Origin of the sequence: Roseovarius sp. THAF9 (assembly GCF_009363715.1) — a bacterium.
Taxonomy (GTDB): Bacteria; Pseudomonadota; Alphaproteobacteria; order Rhodobacterales; family Rhodobacteraceae; genus Roseovarius.
The window spans coordinates 2,609,278-2,626,221 of sequence record NZ_CP045404.1; the positions used below are offsets into that span (position 1 = coordinate 2,609,278).

The 16,944-nt window shown below is 65.9% G+C and carries 20 protein-coding genes; 6 read left to right on the forward strand and 14 right to left on the reverse strand.

The genetic code is table 11. The features are described from left to right. Positions 1–20 precede the first annotated feature (20 nt). The 6 genes from FIU86_RS12955 to FIU86_RS12980 all read right to left on the reverse strand — a co-directional run bounded on the left by FIU86_RS12955 (position 21) and on the right by FIU86_RS12980 (position 5,311). Entirely contained in the window at positions 21–1,070 is a 1,050-nt protein-coding gene (locus FIU86_RS12955) for a GGDEF domain-containing protein (RefSeq protein WP_152475462.1), read from the reverse strand. After that, a complete protein-coding gene (locus tag FIU86_RS12960; RefSeq protein ID WP_152475463.1) occupies positions 1,067–1,660 on the reverse strand; it encodes a heme NO-binding domain-containing protein in 594 nt (197 codons plus the stop codon). The genes FIU86_RS12955 and FIU86_RS12960 overlap by 4 nt, the downstream gene beginning before the upstream one ends. A gap of 103 nt (positions 1,661–1,763) precedes the next feature. After that, the gene (locus tag FIU86_RS12965) at positions 1,764–3,326 is read right to left on the reverse strand and encodes a trimethylamine methyltransferase family protein (RefSeq protein WP_152475464.1); all 1,563 of its coding nucleotides are present in this window, start codon (positions 3,324–3,326) and stop codon (positions 1,764–1,766) included. A gap of 87 nt (positions 3,327–3,413) precedes the next feature. After that, positions 3,414–4,304 carry a DMT family transporter gene (locus FIU86_RS12970; protein WP_152475465.1) on the reverse strand — a complete coding sequence of 297 codons (891 nt, stop codon included), beginning with the start codon at positions 4,302–4,304 and terminating at the stop codon, positions 3,414–3,416. Further along, positions 4,301–5,005: an HAD family hydrolase gene (locus FIU86_RS12975; RefSeq protein ID WP_152475466.1), complete on the reverse strand. Its 705-nt coding sequence runs from the start codon at positions 5,003–5,005 to the stop codon at positions 4,301–4,303. The genes FIU86_RS12970 and FIU86_RS12975 overlap by 4 nt, the downstream gene beginning before the upstream one ends. A 21-nt stretch (positions 5,006–5,026) precedes the next feature. After that, positions 5,027–5,311 (reverse strand): DUF3572 domain-containing protein, encoded by a 285-nt coding sequence (locus tag FIU86_RS12980; protein WP_152475467.1) that lies wholly within the window; start codon positions 5,309–5,311, stop codon positions 5,027–5,029. A gap of 86 nt (positions 5,312–5,397) precedes the next feature. On the opposite strand from FIU86_RS12980, the gene FIU86_RS12985 reads away from it, so the two are divergent. Continuing rightward, positions 5,398–6,789 carry a diguanylate cyclase gene (locus tag FIU86_RS12985; RefSeq protein WP_152475468.1) on the forward strand — a complete coding sequence of 464 codons (1,392 nt, stop codon included), beginning with the start codon at positions 5,398–5,400 and terminating at the stop codon, positions 6,787–6,789. 23 nt (positions 6,790–6,812) lie between these two features. Here FIU86_RS12985 and FIU86_RS12990 read toward each other — a convergent pair whose 3' ends face one another. From FIU86_RS12990 to FIU86_RS13005, 4 genes are all read right to left on the reverse strand, one after another. Further along, a complete protein-coding gene (locus tag FIU86_RS12990; protein WP_172977500.1) occupies positions 6,813–7,289 on the reverse strand; it encodes a periplasmic heavy metal sensor in 477 nt (158 codons plus the stop codon). Between the two features lie 2 nt (positions 7,290–7,291). Then, positions 7,292–7,684 carry a hypothetical protein gene (locus FIU86_RS12995; RefSeq protein WP_152475470.1) on the reverse strand — a complete coding sequence of 131 codons (393 nt, stop codon included), beginning with the start codon at positions 7,682–7,684 and terminating at the stop codon, positions 7,292–7,294. Beyond that, entirely contained in the window at positions 7,681–8,265 is a 585-nt protein-coding gene (locus tag FIU86_RS13000) for an RNA polymerase sigma factor (protein WP_152477149.1), read from the reverse strand. The genes FIU86_RS12995 and FIU86_RS13000 overlap by 4 nt, the downstream gene beginning before the upstream one ends. 102 nt (positions 8,266–8,367) lie before the next feature. Continuing rightward, positions 8,368–8,841: an EF-hand domain-containing protein gene (locus FIU86_RS13005; protein WP_254703833.1), complete on the reverse strand. Its 474-nt coding sequence runs from the start codon at positions 8,839–8,841 to the stop codon at positions 8,368–8,370. A gap of 248 nt (positions 8,842–9,089) precedes the next feature. Between FIU86_RS13005 and FIU86_RS13010 the strand changes: the two genes are divergently transcribed. Together FIU86_RS13010 and FIU86_RS13015 are read left to right on the forward strand one after the other, a co-directional pair. Further along, positions 9,090–9,527 (forward strand): DUF983 domain-containing protein, encoded by a 438-nt coding sequence (locus tag FIU86_RS13010; protein WP_152475472.1) that lies wholly within the window; start codon positions 9,090–9,092, stop codon positions 9,525–9,527. Positions 9,528–9,557: 30 nt separating this feature from the next. Continuing rightward, positions 9,558–10,274, forward strand: coding sequence for an NUDIX hydrolase (locus FIU86_RS13015; protein WP_152475473.1), 717 nt, complete (start codon positions 9,558–9,560; stop codon positions 10,272–10,274). A 22-nt stretch (positions 10,275–10,296) separates the two neighbouring features. Here FIU86_RS13015 and FIU86_RS13020 read toward each other — a convergent pair whose 3' ends face one another. Both FIU86_RS13020 and FIU86_RS13025 read right to left on the reverse strand, forming a co-directional pair. Next, entirely contained in the window at positions 10,297–11,202 is a 906-nt protein-coding gene (locus tag FIU86_RS13020; RefSeq protein ID WP_152475474.1) for a DMT family transporter, read from the reverse strand. A 20-nt stretch (positions 11,203–11,222) separates the two neighbouring features. Beyond that, complete coding sequence (locus FIU86_RS13025) at positions 11,223–12,164, reverse strand: fatty acid desaturase (RefSeq protein WP_152475475.1); 942 nt, start codon at positions 12,162–12,164, stop codon at positions 11,223–11,225. Positions 12,165–12,270: 106 nt separating this feature from the next. Here FIU86_RS13025 and FIU86_RS13030 point away from each other — a divergent pair, with 106 nt between their 5' ends. After that, the gene (locus tag FIU86_RS13030) at positions 12,271–13,134 is read left to right on the forward strand and encodes a helix-turn-helix domain-containing protein (protein WP_152475476.1); all 864 of its coding nucleotides are present in this window, start codon (positions 12,271–12,273) and stop codon (positions 13,132–13,134) included. Between the two features lie 155 nt (positions 13,135–13,289). Here the strand turns inward: FIU86_RS13030 and FIU86_RS13035 are convergent, their stop codons facing one another. Then, positions 13,290–14,333 (reverse strand): aldo/keto reductase, encoded by a 1,044-nt coding sequence (locus FIU86_RS13035; protein WP_152475477.1) that lies wholly within the window; start codon positions 14,331–14,333, stop codon positions 13,290–13,292. Between the two features lie 112 nt (positions 14,334–14,445). On the opposite strand from FIU86_RS13035, the gene FIU86_RS13040 reads away from it, so the two are divergent. Next, on the forward strand, positions 14,446–15,066 hold the full coding sequence (locus FIU86_RS13040) for an ImuA family protein (protein WP_152475478.1): 621 nt from the start codon (positions 14,446–14,448) through the stop codon (positions 15,064–15,066). 114 nt (positions 15,067–15,180) lie between these two features. After that, complete coding sequence (locus FIU86_RS13045) at positions 15,181–15,570, forward strand: hypothetical protein (RefSeq protein ID WP_152475479.1); 390 nt, start codon at positions 15,181–15,183, stop codon at positions 15,568–15,570. A 15-nt stretch (positions 15,571–15,585) separates the two neighbouring features. Here the strand turns inward: FIU86_RS13045 and FIU86_RS13050 are convergent, their stop codons facing one another. Beyond that, positions 15,586–16,932, reverse strand: a complete 1,347-nt coding sequence (locus FIU86_RS13050) for an HlyD family type I secretion periplasmic adaptor subunit (RefSeq protein ID WP_254703834.1) — start codon at positions 16,930–16,932, stop codon at positions 15,586–15,588. Positions 16,933–16,944 lie beyond the last annotated feature (12 nt).

Consider the following 16,944-nt stretch of genomic DNA (forward strand, 5'->3'; position numbering starts at 1 on the left):
GCGCAAGGCCCCGGGGCGGTTCAGACTGGGGGCACCGCGCCGACAGAGCGCATCTCGACCGCGTCGCGCAGGGCGGACGTAAAGGCCACGTGGCGCCCACGTCCGGCCTGCTTGGCGGCGTAAAGCGCAAGGTCGGCATCATCCATCATCACCGCCAGCCGCGGCGTGGCATAGGAGCTGCTGCGCGTCGTGCCGATGCTGCCCGATATCCGCGCGACCTCGCCGTTGAAGGCAATCGGTGCCTCCAGCCGCCGGATCAGCCGCCCGGTCAGGCGCGACAGCTCCGCCTCCGAAGTGCGCTCGGCGAAAATCAGCACGAACTCGTCGCCGCCCGTGCGGATCACCGTATCCCCGTCTCGGGTTTCCTCGAGCAGGATCTGCGCCACGCGCCGCAGCACGTGGTCACCCGCCGCGTGGCCCAGCGTGTCGTTCACCGACTTGAAGTAATCGAGGTCCAGATGCATCAGGGCAAACTCTTGCCCGCCAGCGATCAGCCGCCGCATCACGGGGTCCAGCGCGCGGCGATTTAGCAGGCCGGTCAGAGTATCGGTATAGGCTTCCTGTTCCGCCACGGCCTTGGCGCCCTGCAATCGCTGGTTCAGTGTCTGCCAGGCGTCGGTCACCACCGCCTTGGCCTCGGCCAGGTACAGCATTTCCACCGCCAGGTCCGTCACCGCGAAATCCGCACTGCGCAGGTCGTGCCGGCCCACCGCGTCGATGACACCGATGCCGAAGCTCAGGTCGACAATCACACCGCCCGGCGGGCCCAGCGCCCGGTCCTCGGGCAACGGCACCGCAACGCCCTTCAGCTCGGTCTCGGCGGGACCGCGCAATACGAAATGCAGCCGCCGCCCCGCCACTGCACACAGCCCCGGCACACCGGGATCAAGCCGCGGACGCCTGACCTCGAAAAGATCGAAGAAATCGCGCCCGGTCAACGCCTTGCTGTCCAGCACCTTCGCAGCCGTCGGACCTGCGTGCGTGATGCGCCCCATGGCATCCAGGATCAGATGCATCGGGCACAGCACGTCCAGCAGCGCCACCAGGGTGTCGATCGCACCGGTCCTCATCCGGCGGCGCCCAAAATGAAACTGCGGCCGGTTGCAAACGCCGTTTCCAACAGTTGAACATCGATGGTTTCGACACCATCGCGGCACCCCTTGTGCTCCAGCAGAACCAGCGCGCCGTAATCATCTGCCATGGCCCGCAACAGCCCCAGCAAAAAGTGACCGAAGGCAAAGTCCGCCGTCCCCAGTTTTCCGACCGTGACCGAGAACATCTGTTGCCCATGATCCATCAGCGCGACGGGCGGCAATTCCAGCTGCGGCACTGCCAGCCGCGCCCGCGCCGGCAAGTCGTCCAGAGAATGCAGGAAATCGGTAAAATCCGCGCCGGAAAACCGCAACAGCCGCCGCAGCGCCTCGGCGGTGGGGTGCGAGACCAGGTAGGTTCCGATATCCTCCAGGATCTCGGCCTCGGCCTTGTCCAGAAGCTGCGCGGCCTGCGCAAGCACATCGGCAGTCACCGCGTCCGGGTAATCCAGCATCGCCTCGAATTCCGGCGGCGCGAGGTCCGCCCGGCGCGCGATCTCTTCCCACGCCTCCTGCCCGTAGGTATCCCGCAGAAACAATTCTATGGCCCGGTTGATCAGCCCATGCATCCTGTGCTCCCGAATTCAGTCAAGCATTTGCACAACCGAATTAAGAAGCCTTGAACGTTTCAATTTGTCTTTAATAAAATACTCATCCGGATCTGCACGGCGCTCAGAAATCAGTCGGCGCGCCGCCTTCTTCCTTGCGCTTGGCCACGAAGGCTGACAGCTCTTCGCGCACCGCCTCGTCCATGGGCGGCGCCTCGAACCCCGCGACGATGTCCCGGAACACCTGGTGCGCGCGCTGTGGCGTCCAAACGCCGCCCGCCGCCTCCCACGCCTCGAAATTCCGCCAATCGCTCAGGAAAGGCTGGTAGAACGCAGTCGTGTAACGGTCCTGCGTGTGCTGAATACCGAAGAAATGGCCCTGGTTGCCCACCTCGCGCACCGCGTCGACGGCAATCTCGTCCGGCCCTGTCGCCGTCAGCTGCGGGTCCATGTAGCGCTGGATATGCTGCAGGATCTCGCAGTCCATCACGAATTTCTCCGGGCTGGCGATCAGCCCGCCTTCCAGCCAGCCGGCGGCGTGGTAGACCATGTTCGCCCCCGACTGCACCGCCGACCACAGGCTGTTCGAGGTCTCCCATACCGCCTGTCCGTCCGGCACGTTCGCCGCACACACGCCCGATGCCCGCATCGGCAGGCCATAGAACCGCGCCAATTGCCCGGTCATCTGCGTCGCGCGCATGTATTCCGGCGTCCCGAACGCAGGCGCGCCCGATTTCATGTCGACATTGCTGGTGAACGTGCCGATGGCGCAGCCTACGCCGGGCCGGATCGCCTGCGCCAGCACGATCGCGCACAGCCCCTCGGCCAGTGATTGCGCCACGGCGCCCGCCATCGTCACCGGCGCCATCGCCCCGGCCAGCGTGAAGGGCGTCACCACCAGCCCCTGGTTCCGCTTCGCCAGCCGGATCCAGCCGTCCAGCATCGGGAAGTCATGCTTCAACGGCGAGGTGGAGTTGATGTTGGAATACATGTGCGGGCTGGCTTCGAATTCCGCGTCTGTCAGCCCGCCCGCGATACGCACCATCTCCATCACGTCCTCGACCCGCTCCTTGCCCAGGCAATAGGCGTGCGCGACCTTGTCCGTCAGCGTCAGCTTGTCATAGAGCACATCCAGATGCCGTACGCTGGCATGCACGTCCTGCGGCTCCACCGGATAGCCACCGACAAAGTGGATACAGTTGAAGTACTGGCTGAGTTTCAGCAGGTTGGCGCACATCTCCCGCGTGCCTGTCACCTTGCGGCCTATGCCCATATCCCAATAGCTGGGCGGTGACGAGACATTGCCGAAATTGAGATGCCGCCCCCCAATGGTGATCGCATGATCCGGGTTGCGCGGGGTGATGGTGAACTCGCTCGGCGCCTTGGCGATCATCTCCATCACGAAATCGCGGCCCATCCGCACGTTCTCGCCGTTGATGTCGCAACCGCCCGTGCCGCGCAGGATCTCGACCGCCTCCGCGTTCAGAAACTCGATCCCGATCTCTTCCAGAATGCGCATCGCACCATCGTGGATTGCCTGGATGCCCTCGTCCGTCAGCGGTTCGACCGGTCGGTCAATGTTGATCGGCGGGTTCCAGGGCATCTGGTCGATGACGGCCGTACCTCGGCGTGTCGCGTTTCCGGCCCGTCCGCCGCTGCGTTTCCTGCGTGTGGCTGTCTCTGGCATGATGAGTCTCCTCGAAGGGCTCTTTCATGCAATCACCGCGCGCGTCGGCTGGTTTGCCGCTTTGCGACAGAACCTGTCGCTGGTGAACTACCGTGGAACGATTAGCGCCGCCCGCCGCCGCAGGATCGACAGGTAGATGGCAAGGCTGCCCACAACGATGGCACCACCGACCAGCATCGCCACGGTCGGCCGCTCGCCCACGCCGATCCAAACCCACAGCGGCCCCAGCACCGTTTCCAGCAGCATCAGCAGACTGACGTTGGCCGCCAGCGTGTGCCGTGCCGCCAGCGACAGCATGAAAAACGACACGGGCAGCACCACGCCCCCGGTGATCGCCATGGCCCAGACCCGGCCCTGAAACATCGCCTCGACGCCGGTCAGCGACCAGCCGAGCACACCCGCGATCCACGCACCGACCCCGATGGCCAGCAGGATCGGCAACTCGGGGCTGGCGCGCACCGTCACGAAGTTCAGCGCCAGCACAAACGCCACACCAAGACCAAAGACCGCCCCCGTCGCAGCCGCCCAGTTCAGCGCCACGTCGCCATGCCCGCCGCCCAGAACCGCAATGCCGATCCCCGTCATCACCGTCGCGATGGCCGCCCAGGTCAGCGCCGATGTCGCCTCGCCGGTCACCACCCGGCTCAGTAGGGCGGAAAAGACCGGCACCGCGGCCACACCCATCAGCACCATCGCCGCCGGGGCCGAAGCAATGCCAAGGCAGAACAGCATCGAGTTCAGAACCTGCGCCGCCACGATCAACATTCCCGGCCCGCTCATCAGCCGGGCGATGTCGCCGGCCCTGTCCCGGCTGAGTCCGGCCCAGGCCAGCACCATCATCGTGCCCATGAAAAGCCCGCGCCATCCGGTCATCTGGAAACCTTCCATGCCCGACAGCCGCATCAGCATCGCATCGGGCGTCAGCACCAGCGTGCCGAAAAGCGCCAGAAGAATGCCCCGGGACAAACCTGCGCTCACGCTGTCATCCAGGCCGGGATCTGCCCGATATCAGTGAGGACAACATCGGCATGGGGGCGCAATTCGTCCGAGCCTGCCGGGCCGGTCAGAACCGCGATCGTCTGCATCCCCGCCGCACGCCCCGCGATCAGGTCATGGGTGCTGTCACCCACCATCGCGACCCGCGCCGGGGACAGTCCGGTGGCCCGGGCGAACGCCAGGCACGGCCCCGGATCCGGCTTGGCCCCGTGGCCGGAATCGAACCCGGCGATGAAATCGAAGAACCCGGTGACATCGGCTTCGCCCAGATGGGCGCGGGCGCCATACTCGGTGTCGTTGGTGGCGACGCCAAGCGCGATGCCCTCTGCCTTCAGCGAAGACAGGAATGGCGCCAGCGGCACCGCTTCGGCCTGCGGCGCCGTGGCCGAGGTCTGCATCAGGTAAAGTTCCAGGTCGGCCACCTCGCGGTCTGGCAAGGCGCGCGCCACGCATTCCGCTGCCTCGCGGTTGGTGCCCGCGATGATCGGGCTCGTCTGCGCGAAACGCATGGCACCAAGATCGTAGTGCATTTCCGACGCCAGCCTGGCCCTGACAGCAACATCGCCGTCGGCCAGATCCTCGATCAGCCCTCCGGCCCATGTGCTCCAGGTGGTATGAAAATCAAACAGCGTGCCATCCTTGTCAAACAGCAGCCCATCAATCTTTCTTGCGGGTTTGTTCACCTTATGGTCCTCAAAATTAATTTATGTCCAATGGGTCTGAACTCCGCCAGGAAGCGCCGCGCGGGCCTCGACAACCGCCTCGGGCGGCACGTTCGCGGCCTCGCTGAACTCCATGATCCAAGCGTCGTCCATCAGGATAAAATCCAGCAAAGACGCAAGAAAGTCAGGGTCTTGCGCACCAGATCGCAGATCATCCTGCCCTGCCCCCGTGGCCCCCATGAACACGTCCAGCAGGTTCTCATGACCTGCGATCCAGCCTAGCGCCTTGAGCGCGACAGTCTCGGCGACTTCTCGCTGATCGGCCATTTTGATTAACTCCCGGCAAGGTTTTCTTAACCAATCACAGGGATAGTCTAGCCATCGGAAAGGACAAGTCGGAAAGGCCTCGGCACATGTCAGGCACCATTCTCATCGTCGATGGTCTTGCGACCAATCGCATCGTGTTGAAGGTCAAGCTGTCGGCGGCCTATTTCAGCGTTGCGCAGGTCGGGACCGCGAAAGAGGCGGTCGCGTCGATCCTTCGCGACAAGCCGCAGGCGGTCCTGATGTCCGACGATCTGCCCGACCGTAACGCGTGCGACCTGATCCGCGACATTCATGCCCTGACCGGCTGTGACCGGCTGCCGGTGCTGGTCCTGACCGCCGCCGGCACGCCGCAGCTTCGGATCGACTTGCTGCAGGCCGGCGCGGCTGACGTGATGCCCAAACCTTTCTGCGAAAAGACGCTGCTGGCGCGACTGCGCTCCATGTCGCGCCATGCCCCGGTCGAGGCTGATCTTGATCTGACCAACGACACCGCCGAGGCACTCGGTTTCGCCGAGGCGCAGGCGGGCTTCGCCGCGCGGGGCCTGATCGCGGCGCTGCATACCGGCGCCGCGCGGGACCAGACCCTGTGCCGCCGCCTCGCCCAAGCCACCCCGCACCGGTTCGAAATGCTCCGCACGGGCCCGTCCGGTCCGCTTACCAGAATGCATGCATCGCCCGACGTTCTGCTGGTCTTTCTGCCTGCGAGCGCGGGCGAGCCCGCCCTGGTCCACCTGGCCGAGCTTTGCAGCGCACCGCAGACCCGCCAATCAAGGGTGCTTGCCCTGATCGACCCCGCCGATGACACGCTGGCCGCAAAGGTGCTGGACCTCGGGGTGCACGACATCGCCACTCACGACGCCGACCCGCGCGAAATCACCCTGCGCCTGGACAAGCTGCTAAAGTCGAAACAGGCCGACGACATGCAGAAGGCCCGGCTGCGCACGGGCCTGCACGCGGCGGTCACCGACCCGCTGACCGGGCTTTACAACCGCCGCTACGCACTGTCGCAGATGACCCGGATGATCGACACGGCCCGCAGCAGCGGGCAGACCTTCGCGGTGATGGTCGCGGACCTCGATCACTTCAAGGCGGTCAACGACACCTACGGTCACGCCGCGGGCGACCGGGCCCTGACCCGCATCGCCCACGCTCTGCGCGACGCGTTGCGCCCCGGCGACAGCCTGTCGCGCATCGGCGGCGAGGAGTTCCTGGTGCTGATGCCCCAGTCGGGGATCGCGGCCGCCCGCGCGATGGCCATGCACCTGTGCCAGACCGTGCGCCAGACCGCTATTGCCCTGCCCGGGGTCGAGACGCCCGTCTCGCTGACCGTCAGCATCGGCGCCACGGTGGCCAATCCCGCCCGCCTCGCGGACCGGTTCGACCCCGAGGCGATGGTGGCCGAGGCCGACCACGCGCTGTACGCGGCAAAGTCCGGCGGGCGCGATACCGTCACGTTTTCCCAGTTATCTGCCGCCTGACGGAAGACGCCGCGGCACCGGCCTCAGCGACGCCGCCGCTGCAATTCCTGCTCCAGCCGATCGGCATAGGCGACACGGTCCGCCGGGCTCATCTCGCCCCAATAGGCGATCAGCAGCGTCTGCGCCGCGGCGACCCGGTCATCAAAAAGCGCCCGCACCCGTGCCATCCCGTCAGCCGCGGCGCCGGCATCGAACTCTTCGGCACGCAGCAACGTGACCAGTCCGGTCATTTCCTGCCGGAACGCCTCGCGCTCGTCCTTCCTGCCGCGAAAGTTCCGGATCATCTGCTTTTTGAGGTCACTGCGCTCCTCTTCGCTCAGCGCCCGGTGCATCGCGCCCATGCCCCCCGGGGGACCGCCGCGCATCTTCGGTCCGCCTTTGATCGCAAACCCGGCCGCGGCCCCCACGACAAGCAAATTGAGCGCGAGCGACACCACCAGCAGCACGCGCATCCAGCGCGGCGCCCCCGTGCGCGGCCCGGTTTCAGTCTCGTCGCTCATACTCATCCCTCCTCGTCCGGGAAAAGTTCTGTTCCGATGTCGGGCTGAAGGGCCAGGGTGATATCCTCGCCCCAGACCAGCTGCGCCGTGGCGCTTACCCCGTCCGGCGGCGCCACGCCCAACCACAGCCCGGTGATGGCGGCGGCGCTCAACCCGGTGACCGCGGGCCAGCCGCCCAATGCCCGGAACACACCGCGCCAACCGACAGAGGCGCGCGCCCCGCGTCGCCGTGTCGCCTCGCGTTCTGCCACCTCCGCCTCGTTCAACCTGTCCTGCACCGCCTCCGCATCGCCCAGCACCCGCGCCAGGAAATCGGCATCCGGTTCGGGCGCGGTGCGGCGCGCGGCGGCAAAGGCCGCGCTCAGCTCGTCGTCAGGTTTGCCCGTCGTGCTCATTCCGAATACCCCAGTTCATCCTTCCGACCCCGCAGCATGTCGCCAAGGGCCCGCTTTCCCCGCGCCGTCAGGCTTTCCACCGCCTCGACGCTGATCCCCATGATCTCGGCAATCTCCGGATTGCCAAGCTCGTCGATATGGCGCAGCACCACCGCCTGTCTCTGCCGCTCCGGCAGGTCGTTCAGCGCGACCTGCAGCGCATCGGCCCGCGCCCGCTCCTGCATGTCCTCGGCCGCGCTCGACCTGCTGTCCTGCGGATCGCCCGCCGCCTCCAAGGGTCGCGTGCGCCAGCCCTGGCGCAGACGATCGGTGCACAGGTTCGCCACGACCCGGTAAAGCCAAGTCGTCACCTTCGCTTCCCCCTGCCGCCAGTCCGGCGCCACCCGCCACAGCCTCAGCAGCGCCTCCTGCGCGACATCCTCGGCCTCGGTCCGGTTGCCCAGCAGGCGGTAGGCATGGGCCAGAACCCGCGGGCTCAACCGCAAGGTCAACGTCCGCGCCGCCGCCCGATCGCCATTGGCGAACAGCACCAGCAGAGCCTCGTCAGCCACCTCGTTCGGGTCGTCCAGCGGCATCGCCATGTCCCTGTCGTACATCCTGCCCCGTTACGCGCGTCCGGTTCTAGGCCGAAACACCCCGCCCCGGCCAGTCTTGCGAACGTGACCGGGGCGGGATCGCGCGGATCACTCCGCGTTCTGCTCTTTCTTCTTGCCATGATGCTTGGCGCGCATCTCGCGCATCTTCTCGCGTGCGGTGTCGAACTCGGCCTTGCTGATCGCGCCATCGCCATCCGCATCCGCCCGGTCGAACATCTTGCCGCCCCGCCGCGCCTGCGCTTCCTCGAAGCTCACGCCGCCGTCGCCGTCAGTGTCCAGCCGTTCGATCATCTTGCCGGCCCGCTTGGCCGCCCGTTCCTGCCCGCGGGCCTGCATTTCCTCAAGGCTCATCACACCGTCGCCATCGGTGTCGGCGGCATCGAACCGCGCTTTCATATGCGCCTGCATCTCTTCGCGCGTCAGCTGACCGTCGCCATTGGCATCCAGGTCCTCGAACGAATGCCGCGGGCCCTTGCCCTCGTCCGACGCGGCTTGGCCCTGCACGGCCCCGCCCAGTGCGATCGACATGCCAAGGGCGCTCATGATCATCAGGTTCTTCATCTTCATGCTCCATCTCGGACAGGTTCGTTGCGGCGCGATCGTCCGCCGCGCCTTTCTGTTGCGACCGCGCCTGCCATCGCGATCATACCCTCTAAACGCGCCCCCCCGCGCCTTCCGTCGCACGGCTTCGACATTTTTCCGGGCAGACCGACACCATCCTTTGCGACATCCCGACGCACGGACAGCCTGTCACCTTCCAATTTCGCCCCCGACAGCGCACCTCTATCGCCATTGACGCGCGAGGGCACATGACCAGCACCGATCACGAAACGCACACGTCCGCTTCCGTGGCGCACACCACGCCCGCAGACAAAGACACCAATGAACGCGACCTGTGGCCCGCAGTCTTTCGCGGGTTTCGGCGCACCTGCCCCAATTGCGGCTCAGGCCCGATCCTGAAAAGCTATCTCAAGCTGCGCAAAAGCTGCCCGGTCTGCCGCGAGGATCTCAGCCACGCCCGCGCCGATGACGGCCCGGCTTACCTCACGATCCTGCTTGTGGGGCACCTCATGGCGCCGCTGCTGCACATCACCTTCACGACGTGGCGGCCCGAACCGCTGGTGCTCTTCACCATTTTCGCTATTGGCTGCGTGACGCTCTCGCTTTACCTTCTGCCCCGACTGAAAGGGGCCATCGTCGGCTTCCAGTGGGCACGCCAGATGCACGGCTTCGGGGACGACACCTGATCCCTTCGGCCCCGTAAGACAGGACCGAAGATGACCGCAAGCCACCCGAAACATTCCGACAAATCGGGCATCCGCGACGCAGCCACCGTTATCGTGCTGCGCGACCGCATGACCGAGCCCAAGGTGCTGATGGGCCAGCGCGGCGCCAAGGCCGCCTTCATGCCGAACAAGTTCGTCTTTCCCGGCGGCGCTTTGGATTCGGGCGATGCCACGATCCCGCTGGCCCGCACCATGCCCGACGGCTGCGCCTCCCGCCTGCGTGACGACAGCGAAACCGACCTTGCGCACGCGCTCTCCGCCGCCGCGATCCGCGAGCTCTGGGAAGAAACCGGGCAGGTCTTGGGCCAGCCCGGCGACTGGTCCGGCCCGCCGCCCGCCGACTGGGAAACTTTCGCCGCAACCGGCCACGTTCCCGACGCCTCCGCTTTGCAGTTCGTCTTCCGCGCCATCACGCCCCCGGGCCGCCCCCGGCGCTTCGACGCTCGCTTTTTCTTGGTCGACGCCACGGCGCTCGCCTCGGACCCGGACGACTTCTCGCCCGCCTGCGACGAACTAAGCCATCTTCAATGGGTGCCTCTCGCCACTGCCCGGCACGACTATGACCTGCCCTTCATCACCGAGGTCGTCCTGGCCGAAATCGAGGCCCGCGCCCACGATCCCGCGCCCCCCGCCTCGGTACCGTTCTTCCGCAATGATGACGAAAACAACCTCTTCAAGCGGCTCTACGGTGCGCCGCTGCCTGATTGAACAGCCAGACTGACGCGCTTGCCTACCCCAGCAGCACCAGCAACAGGATGCTGGCGCTCACCAAAACGATCCCGATCAACTCCCGCCGCGTTACCGTCTCGCGAAAGAACAGGACAGAGGCCGCTAGCGAAAAGATCACCTCCACCTGCCCCACCGCGAAAACGTAGGCCGCGTTCTGCAAGGTGAAGGCCGTGAACCAGCCCACGCTGCCCAGAAGGCTCGTCGCCCCCATCCACACCGCGCGGCCCCGCGCCGCCCAGACACGGGCCAGTTGCCCCGGCTCGCCCCAGCTCAGATAGACCGCCATGCCAAGGCTCTGCGCCGCCGTGACCGCCGCCACCGCGATCATCGCCCGCAGAAACGCGTCGTCATTCGCGACCTCCAGCGTCGCGCCCCGGTACGTGACCGCCGACACGGCGAAAAACGCCCCCGAGGCCAGCCCCAGAAGCGGCGCCTTGCTGGTCACCCGACGCCACCAGCCGCCCGCGCCCCCCGGCATGTCCGACAACACCAGCACGCCGATCAGCCCAAGGAAAATAGCGACCAGCCCCGGCAAGCTGATGCGGTCGCCCAGCACGACCAGCCCCACCAGGGCGGTCTGCACCACCTCGGTCTTCTTGAACGTGATCCCGACCGCAAAGTTCCGCTCGGCAAATAGCAGCACGACGCACCACGTCGCCAGGATCTGCGCCAGCCCGCCGCTCAAAACGTAGATCCAGAACGGCCCGCCAACCTTCGGCAACCCAATCCCGGACCACACCGCATAGCCCCCCGCCAGCACCGCCGCCATCGGCGCGGCATAGGCGAACCGCGCGAAGGTCGCGCCCAAGGCGCTCAACGTCCCCATGCTCAGCGATTTCTGCAACATGAAGCGCAGCGTCTGGAAAAACGCCGCCATGATGGAAAGAAGGATCCACGGCTCGACCATGAACCCCTCTTGCCCGCGTTTTACTTCCTCCGCCAGAGCGGATGCGCCACCGGGTCCTTCGCCCGCAACAGGTGCCGCGCGAAAATATCGGCGTAAGAGCGGTAATAATACCCCCCATTGCGCCGCAGATACGTCTCCCGGTTCTGCCGCCACATCGCCGGCAGCCGGTACCACGCCACCTTCGGATGCATGTGATGCACCACGTGCAGGTTGTTGTTCAGAAAGAGAAACGCCAGCGGCCCGCCATCCTCGACCACCACGGTCCGCCCGCTGGCGCGCTCATGCGCCCGGTGTTCCAGAAAGGTGCGGATCTTCAAAATCGCATAAGCCACGTAGGCGCTGACCAGGTAGGCCCAGACCGGCATGGGCGAGACCGCGACAACCGCCAACACCCCGGCCACGCCCAGCCCGTGCAACACCCACGCCCGCGCGATGCCCAGGTCCCCGGCCCGGATCGCGGCCCAGTCTGCACGCATGAACACAACCTGTCCCAGCACCGGCCCCACGATCATCCGCCCCAGCAGTGTATTGTTGAACCGCAGCACCGCCCGGACCCAGCGCGGCAGCCGCGCCCAGACCTCCGGATCAAGATAGTTCGACTCCGGGTCGTCATAGGGATCTGTCAGCAGGTTGTCGCGGTGATGCGCAAGGTGCAGGTCCATGAACCGCCGGTACGGCACGCACAGCCCGAGGCTGAAAAACCCCAGCGCCTCGTTGAGCCTGTTGTTTCGGGTCGGGTGCCCGTGGATCATCTCGTGCACCAGCGACGAATGCAGCGTGATCCCGATCGCCGCCACCGCCACGCCTGCCGGCAACCACAGCCCCGCCAGCCAGAACAGCGCCACGCCCCAGGCCGCGTAACAGACCGCCAACAGTCCCAGTGTCGGCCATTCCACGTCCGCGAGCGCCCGCGCGCCTGGCCCCGGCACCGGTCCGGCGCCGCCTTCGAACTCCACTTTCATATTGTCCCCAATATTCGTCCTTCACAAATCTGTTACGACAGATCCTGTCAGGGGGGCAGTCAGAGAATGATTAACAAACCTCTCGTTTGTTGATAAAATCCAACACATGATCCAGAAATCCGACAAACGCGACCGCGCCACGCTCTTCCGGGCCCGCCTCAACGAGGCGCTGCGCCTGCGCGGCACCTCGCAAAGCGCCCTCGCCCGCAGCGTCGGCGTCGACCGGTCGACCATATCGCAACTGCTCAAGGGCACCGGCGCCCGCCTGCCCAACGCGCAGGTGGTGGGCGAATGCGCCCGCACCCTCGGTGTCTCCGCCGACTGGCTCCTGGGCCTCACCGACCGGCCCGAGACCGCCGCCGACATCCTCGCCAACACGCTCTCGCTGACCGAAGCACCCCGCGCGCTCGTCGACGAACAGATCTTCGCCTGGCACCGCGAGGCGGCAGGCTACAAGATCCGCCACGTCCCCGCCGGCCTGCCCGACATGCTGAAAACCCGCGATCTGCTGGAATGGGAATACGCTCCCCACCTCGGCCGCTCCACCGAACAGGCCATCGGCGCCTCCGAGGACCGCCTCGCTTGGATGCGCGGCACCCAGTCGGACTATGAAATCGCCCTGCCCCTCTTCGAGATGCACAGTTTCATCGCCGGAGAAGGCTATTACGCGGGCCTGCCCCGCGATATCCGCGAGGGCCAGGTCGACTACCTGGTCGAGATCACCGAACAGCTCTACCCCCGCCTGCGCCTCTACCTGTTCGATGCCCGCCGGCTCTACTCGGCGCCGATCACCGTCTTCGGTCCCTTGCTCGCCGTGCTCTATATCGGCCGCAACTACCTCGCCTTCCGCGACACCGAACGGGTCGAGGCGCTGACCCTGCATTTCGACGCCCTCATCCGCGAAGCCTCCGTCGGCGCCCGCGATCTGCCGGATCATATACGCCAATGCTGGGCACAGACATCGGACTAGCACCACCCCGCCCCTTCTTCTGGCCAGAAATATCCTGGGGGAGCGGCGAAACACCGTTTCGCCGTGGGGGCAAAGCCCCCCAACAACGCCCACCACAAATGCGACTTCGATGGAATGTCGCGTAGGGTGGGCGCAAACCCACCCACCGCCACCCCTCAATAGGGCATCGGATGCGCCTTGTGCGTGTCGTCCAATGCCTCCAACACCTCGTCCTGCAGCGTCACCTCCGCCGCTCCCAGCGCCACGTCCAATTGCTCCAGCGAGGTCGCCCCGAAAATGGCCGAGGTCATGAAGGGCCGCGTCAGGCACCACGCCAGCGCCATCTGCACCGGATCGAGGCCAAACTGCCGCGCCACCTCCAGATAGGCGTCCACGGCGGCAAAGGCTCTCTTCCCTTTGCGCCCGCCCAACGTCTCGTTCAACGTCAGCCGCGAGCCCTCGGGCACCGCTCCGCCCTGGTACTTGCCGGTCAACAGCCCCGCCGCCAGCGGCGAGAACGCCAGCAATCCGACATCCTCGTTCACGCTCAGCTCTGCTAGATCGGTGTCAAAGAGACGGCACATCAGCGAATACTCGTTCTGGATCGTCGCCACCCGAGGCCCGCCCAGCTCGTCGGCCACCCGCAGCCATTGACCCGTGCCCCAAGCACTTTCGTTGGACAGACCAAAGGCCCGGATCGTGCCCCGCTCGACCTCGCGTTCCAGCGCGCCCAGCGCATCCTCCATATGCGCCCGCGTCGCGGCAGGGTCCTGCCCCGAGGGGTCAAACCGCCAGTTCTGGCGGAACATGTAACTGCCCCGGTTGGGCCAGTGAAACTGGTACAGGTCGATCACGTCCGTCTGCAGCCTATTCAGCGAGCCTTCGATCGCCCCGGGAATGGTCTCAGACGAGATCGGCGCGCCCTCCCTCGCGTGCCGCATCCCTTCGCCCGAATGCTTGGTGGCCAGCACCACCTCTCCGCGCCGCCCCGTCCGGGCAAGCCAGGTTCCGATGATCTCCTCGGTGCGTCCGATGGTTTCTTTCGCGATCGGGTTCACCGGGTACATCTCGGCGGTGTCGATGAAATCCACACCCCGGTCCAGCGCCCGGTCGATTTGGGCATGCCCCTCTTCCTCGGTATTCTGACTGCCCCATGTCATCGACCCGAGGCAAAGCGCGCTCGCCTCTATGCCCGTCCGTCCCAATTGCCTGCGCTGCATGTCCCGCTCCGTCTTGCCTGTCGTCAAAGCCCCATATGTAGCGGCTCTGGCGCGGGCGTCACCCCGTATTTCGCGATTGAGAACAAAGGAAGAACAAACTACACTGAACGCCATGGACACCACCCTGCTCACCCGCCGCAGCAGCCACCGCACCCGGCCCTCGCTCACCGTGCTGGGCGAGATGGCCCTGACGCCTGCTCGCCTGCACGAGTTTTGCGGGCCGGCGCGGCACATGGCGGCGATGCTGGTGACCGCAGCCACCCAAGGGCCGGTGTTCTGGATCGCCCCCGACTGGGCCGCGGACCGGCTTAACCCCGACGGCATGGTGGCGCTGGTGGGTCCCGAACGCTTCACCTTCCTGTCGCCGCGACAACCCATCGATCTGCTGTGGTGCCTCGAAGAAGTGCTGCGCTCCGGCGCGGTGCCCCTCGCGGTGGCCGAACTCCCGGACCTGCCCAATCTCACCCAGGTCCGCCGCCTGCACTTGGCGGCGGAAACCGGCGCGGCCGAAGGCTCCGGCGCGCCCCTCGGCCTGATCCTCACCCCCGGCGAGGGCGGCGCCCCCGGCGTCGAAAGCCGCTGGCACATGGCCCCCGCCCATACGCCCGGGCGGCTGGGCTGGACCCTTTCGCGCCGTCGCGCCCGCACCCTGCCCCCGGCGACATGGGCCGTGACCCGCGCCAAGGGCGGCTTTGCGCTTGATCCCTGCAAGGAAACTGGCAATCCTGCCTAAAGCGCTTCGCAAAAAACCTGACTCACAGCTTTTGGCGAAGCGCAGTGAAAGGCTTGATTGATGCGCGCGCCCCGCCGTTATCTGATGTGTCAGGCCAAAGGCGGGACGCTTTAAGTGACAGACGAGAAACGCAAAACGCCCGGCCTCACCGCTGCGCTCTGGCGTGACATGCTGGGCCGCCGGGCCTGGTGGGGCGCGGTTATGCTCTTTCTAAGCGTCCTCGCCCTACTGGTCGTCTTCTTCGTCCGTATCCCGGCCAGCGTCGATTTCATGACCGGCCGCATCGACAGCATCACCCAGATCGAGACTGATTTCGGCACCCGCCCTGCCTATACCGCCACCACCGACGCGGGACGGCATTTCCCGCTGGTTATCCCGAACCGCCTGACCCCGCTGCTTGCCCCCGGCGACCGGATCTGCCTGCGGGTGCAGACCGACCGCTTCACCGGGCGCGTCACCGCACGCCACGCGGTCGAAGCGCCCGATTGCCGCGCGGGCCCATAACGCCGCCGCACCGGATTATTGCTCGCGGAACGCCCGCGACATGGAATCCGTGATCGGCTTGCTGAGATATTCAAAGAACGTCCGCTCCGCGGTCTGGATCATCACCTCCGCCGGCATCCCCGGCGTGGGGGCAAAGTTGCGCACCCGCGCCATCTCCTCTGGCGGGATCCGCACTCGCGCCAGGTACACTTCCTGCGGCATCAGCTCGGACTCGTCGGGCAGCGCATCGGCCGATACGTAATAGACCGTCCCGTTCAGCACCGGCGTCGTGCGCTGGTTCAGCGCCACCAGCCGCACGGTCGCATGCTGGCCTATCTTGACGCTGTCGATATCGGTGCGCGGCAGCTTGGTCTCGATGATCAGCGGCGCATCGGCAGGCAGGATCTCGGCAATGGTCTTGCCGCTCTCGATCACCCCGCCCGGCGTGTTGTAGGTCATCCGCACGACCGTCCCCGCCACCGGCGACACGATCGAGGACCGCGCATGCACTTCCAGCGCGCGATTGTAGTTCTCGCGCACCGTGTCCAACTCGTTTTCCGCCGATTGCAGCTCGTCCAGCGCGGCCTTGCGGTGCTCGACCACGACCTGCTCGATCTGCTGCTCATGCTTGGTCAGCAGGGCATCGACCTCGTGCAATTCCGCCTGTAACTGCCCGATCTGGCCCAGCCCGTCGGCCTGCGCCCGGTAAAGCGAGTTCAATTGCGATTTCTGCGTCAGCCCCTTTTCCAACAGGGCGGATTGCGCGGCGATATCTTCCTTCAGGAAAGCGATCTGCTGCTCCAGCGCGTCCTGCTGCGCAAGGAACCCCTCCTTGCGGCTGTTCAGCGCAAGCATGTTGCTTTCCAATAGGCCGATATCCTTGGCGATCTTGGCCTTGGAGGAGTCGAAGTTCAGACGCTGGTTGCTCAGGATCTGCTGCACCGCCGGGTCGTCTGCGCCCCCCATCAGGAAGGGTGGAACCTCGAAACTGTCGGCGCCGCTGTATTCCGCCAAGAGCCGCGCGGCCACCGTTTCCAGCCGCGCCCGCCGCAGGTACAGCTCGCGCAGCTTGGCCTGCGCCGCGGTCTTGTCCAGCTGGATGATCGCCTGACCCTGCGCGACACGTTCGCCCTCGGACACCAGGATATCCTGAATGATCCCGCCTTCCAGGTGTTGCACGAACTGATTGTTACCTACCGCCACGAACGATCCTTGGGTGATCACCGCCGCCGCCAGTGGCGCCATGAAGGCCCACGCCCCGAACCCGCCGAAAGATGTCAGCATTACGGTCAGGCCGACAAAAGTGAAACGCCGGATCGAGCGCGGCACCTCCGCGAACCAGCGTGTCTCGACGGGTAAGGTCTGCATTTTTATGCGGCTCACAGTGAAATCCTC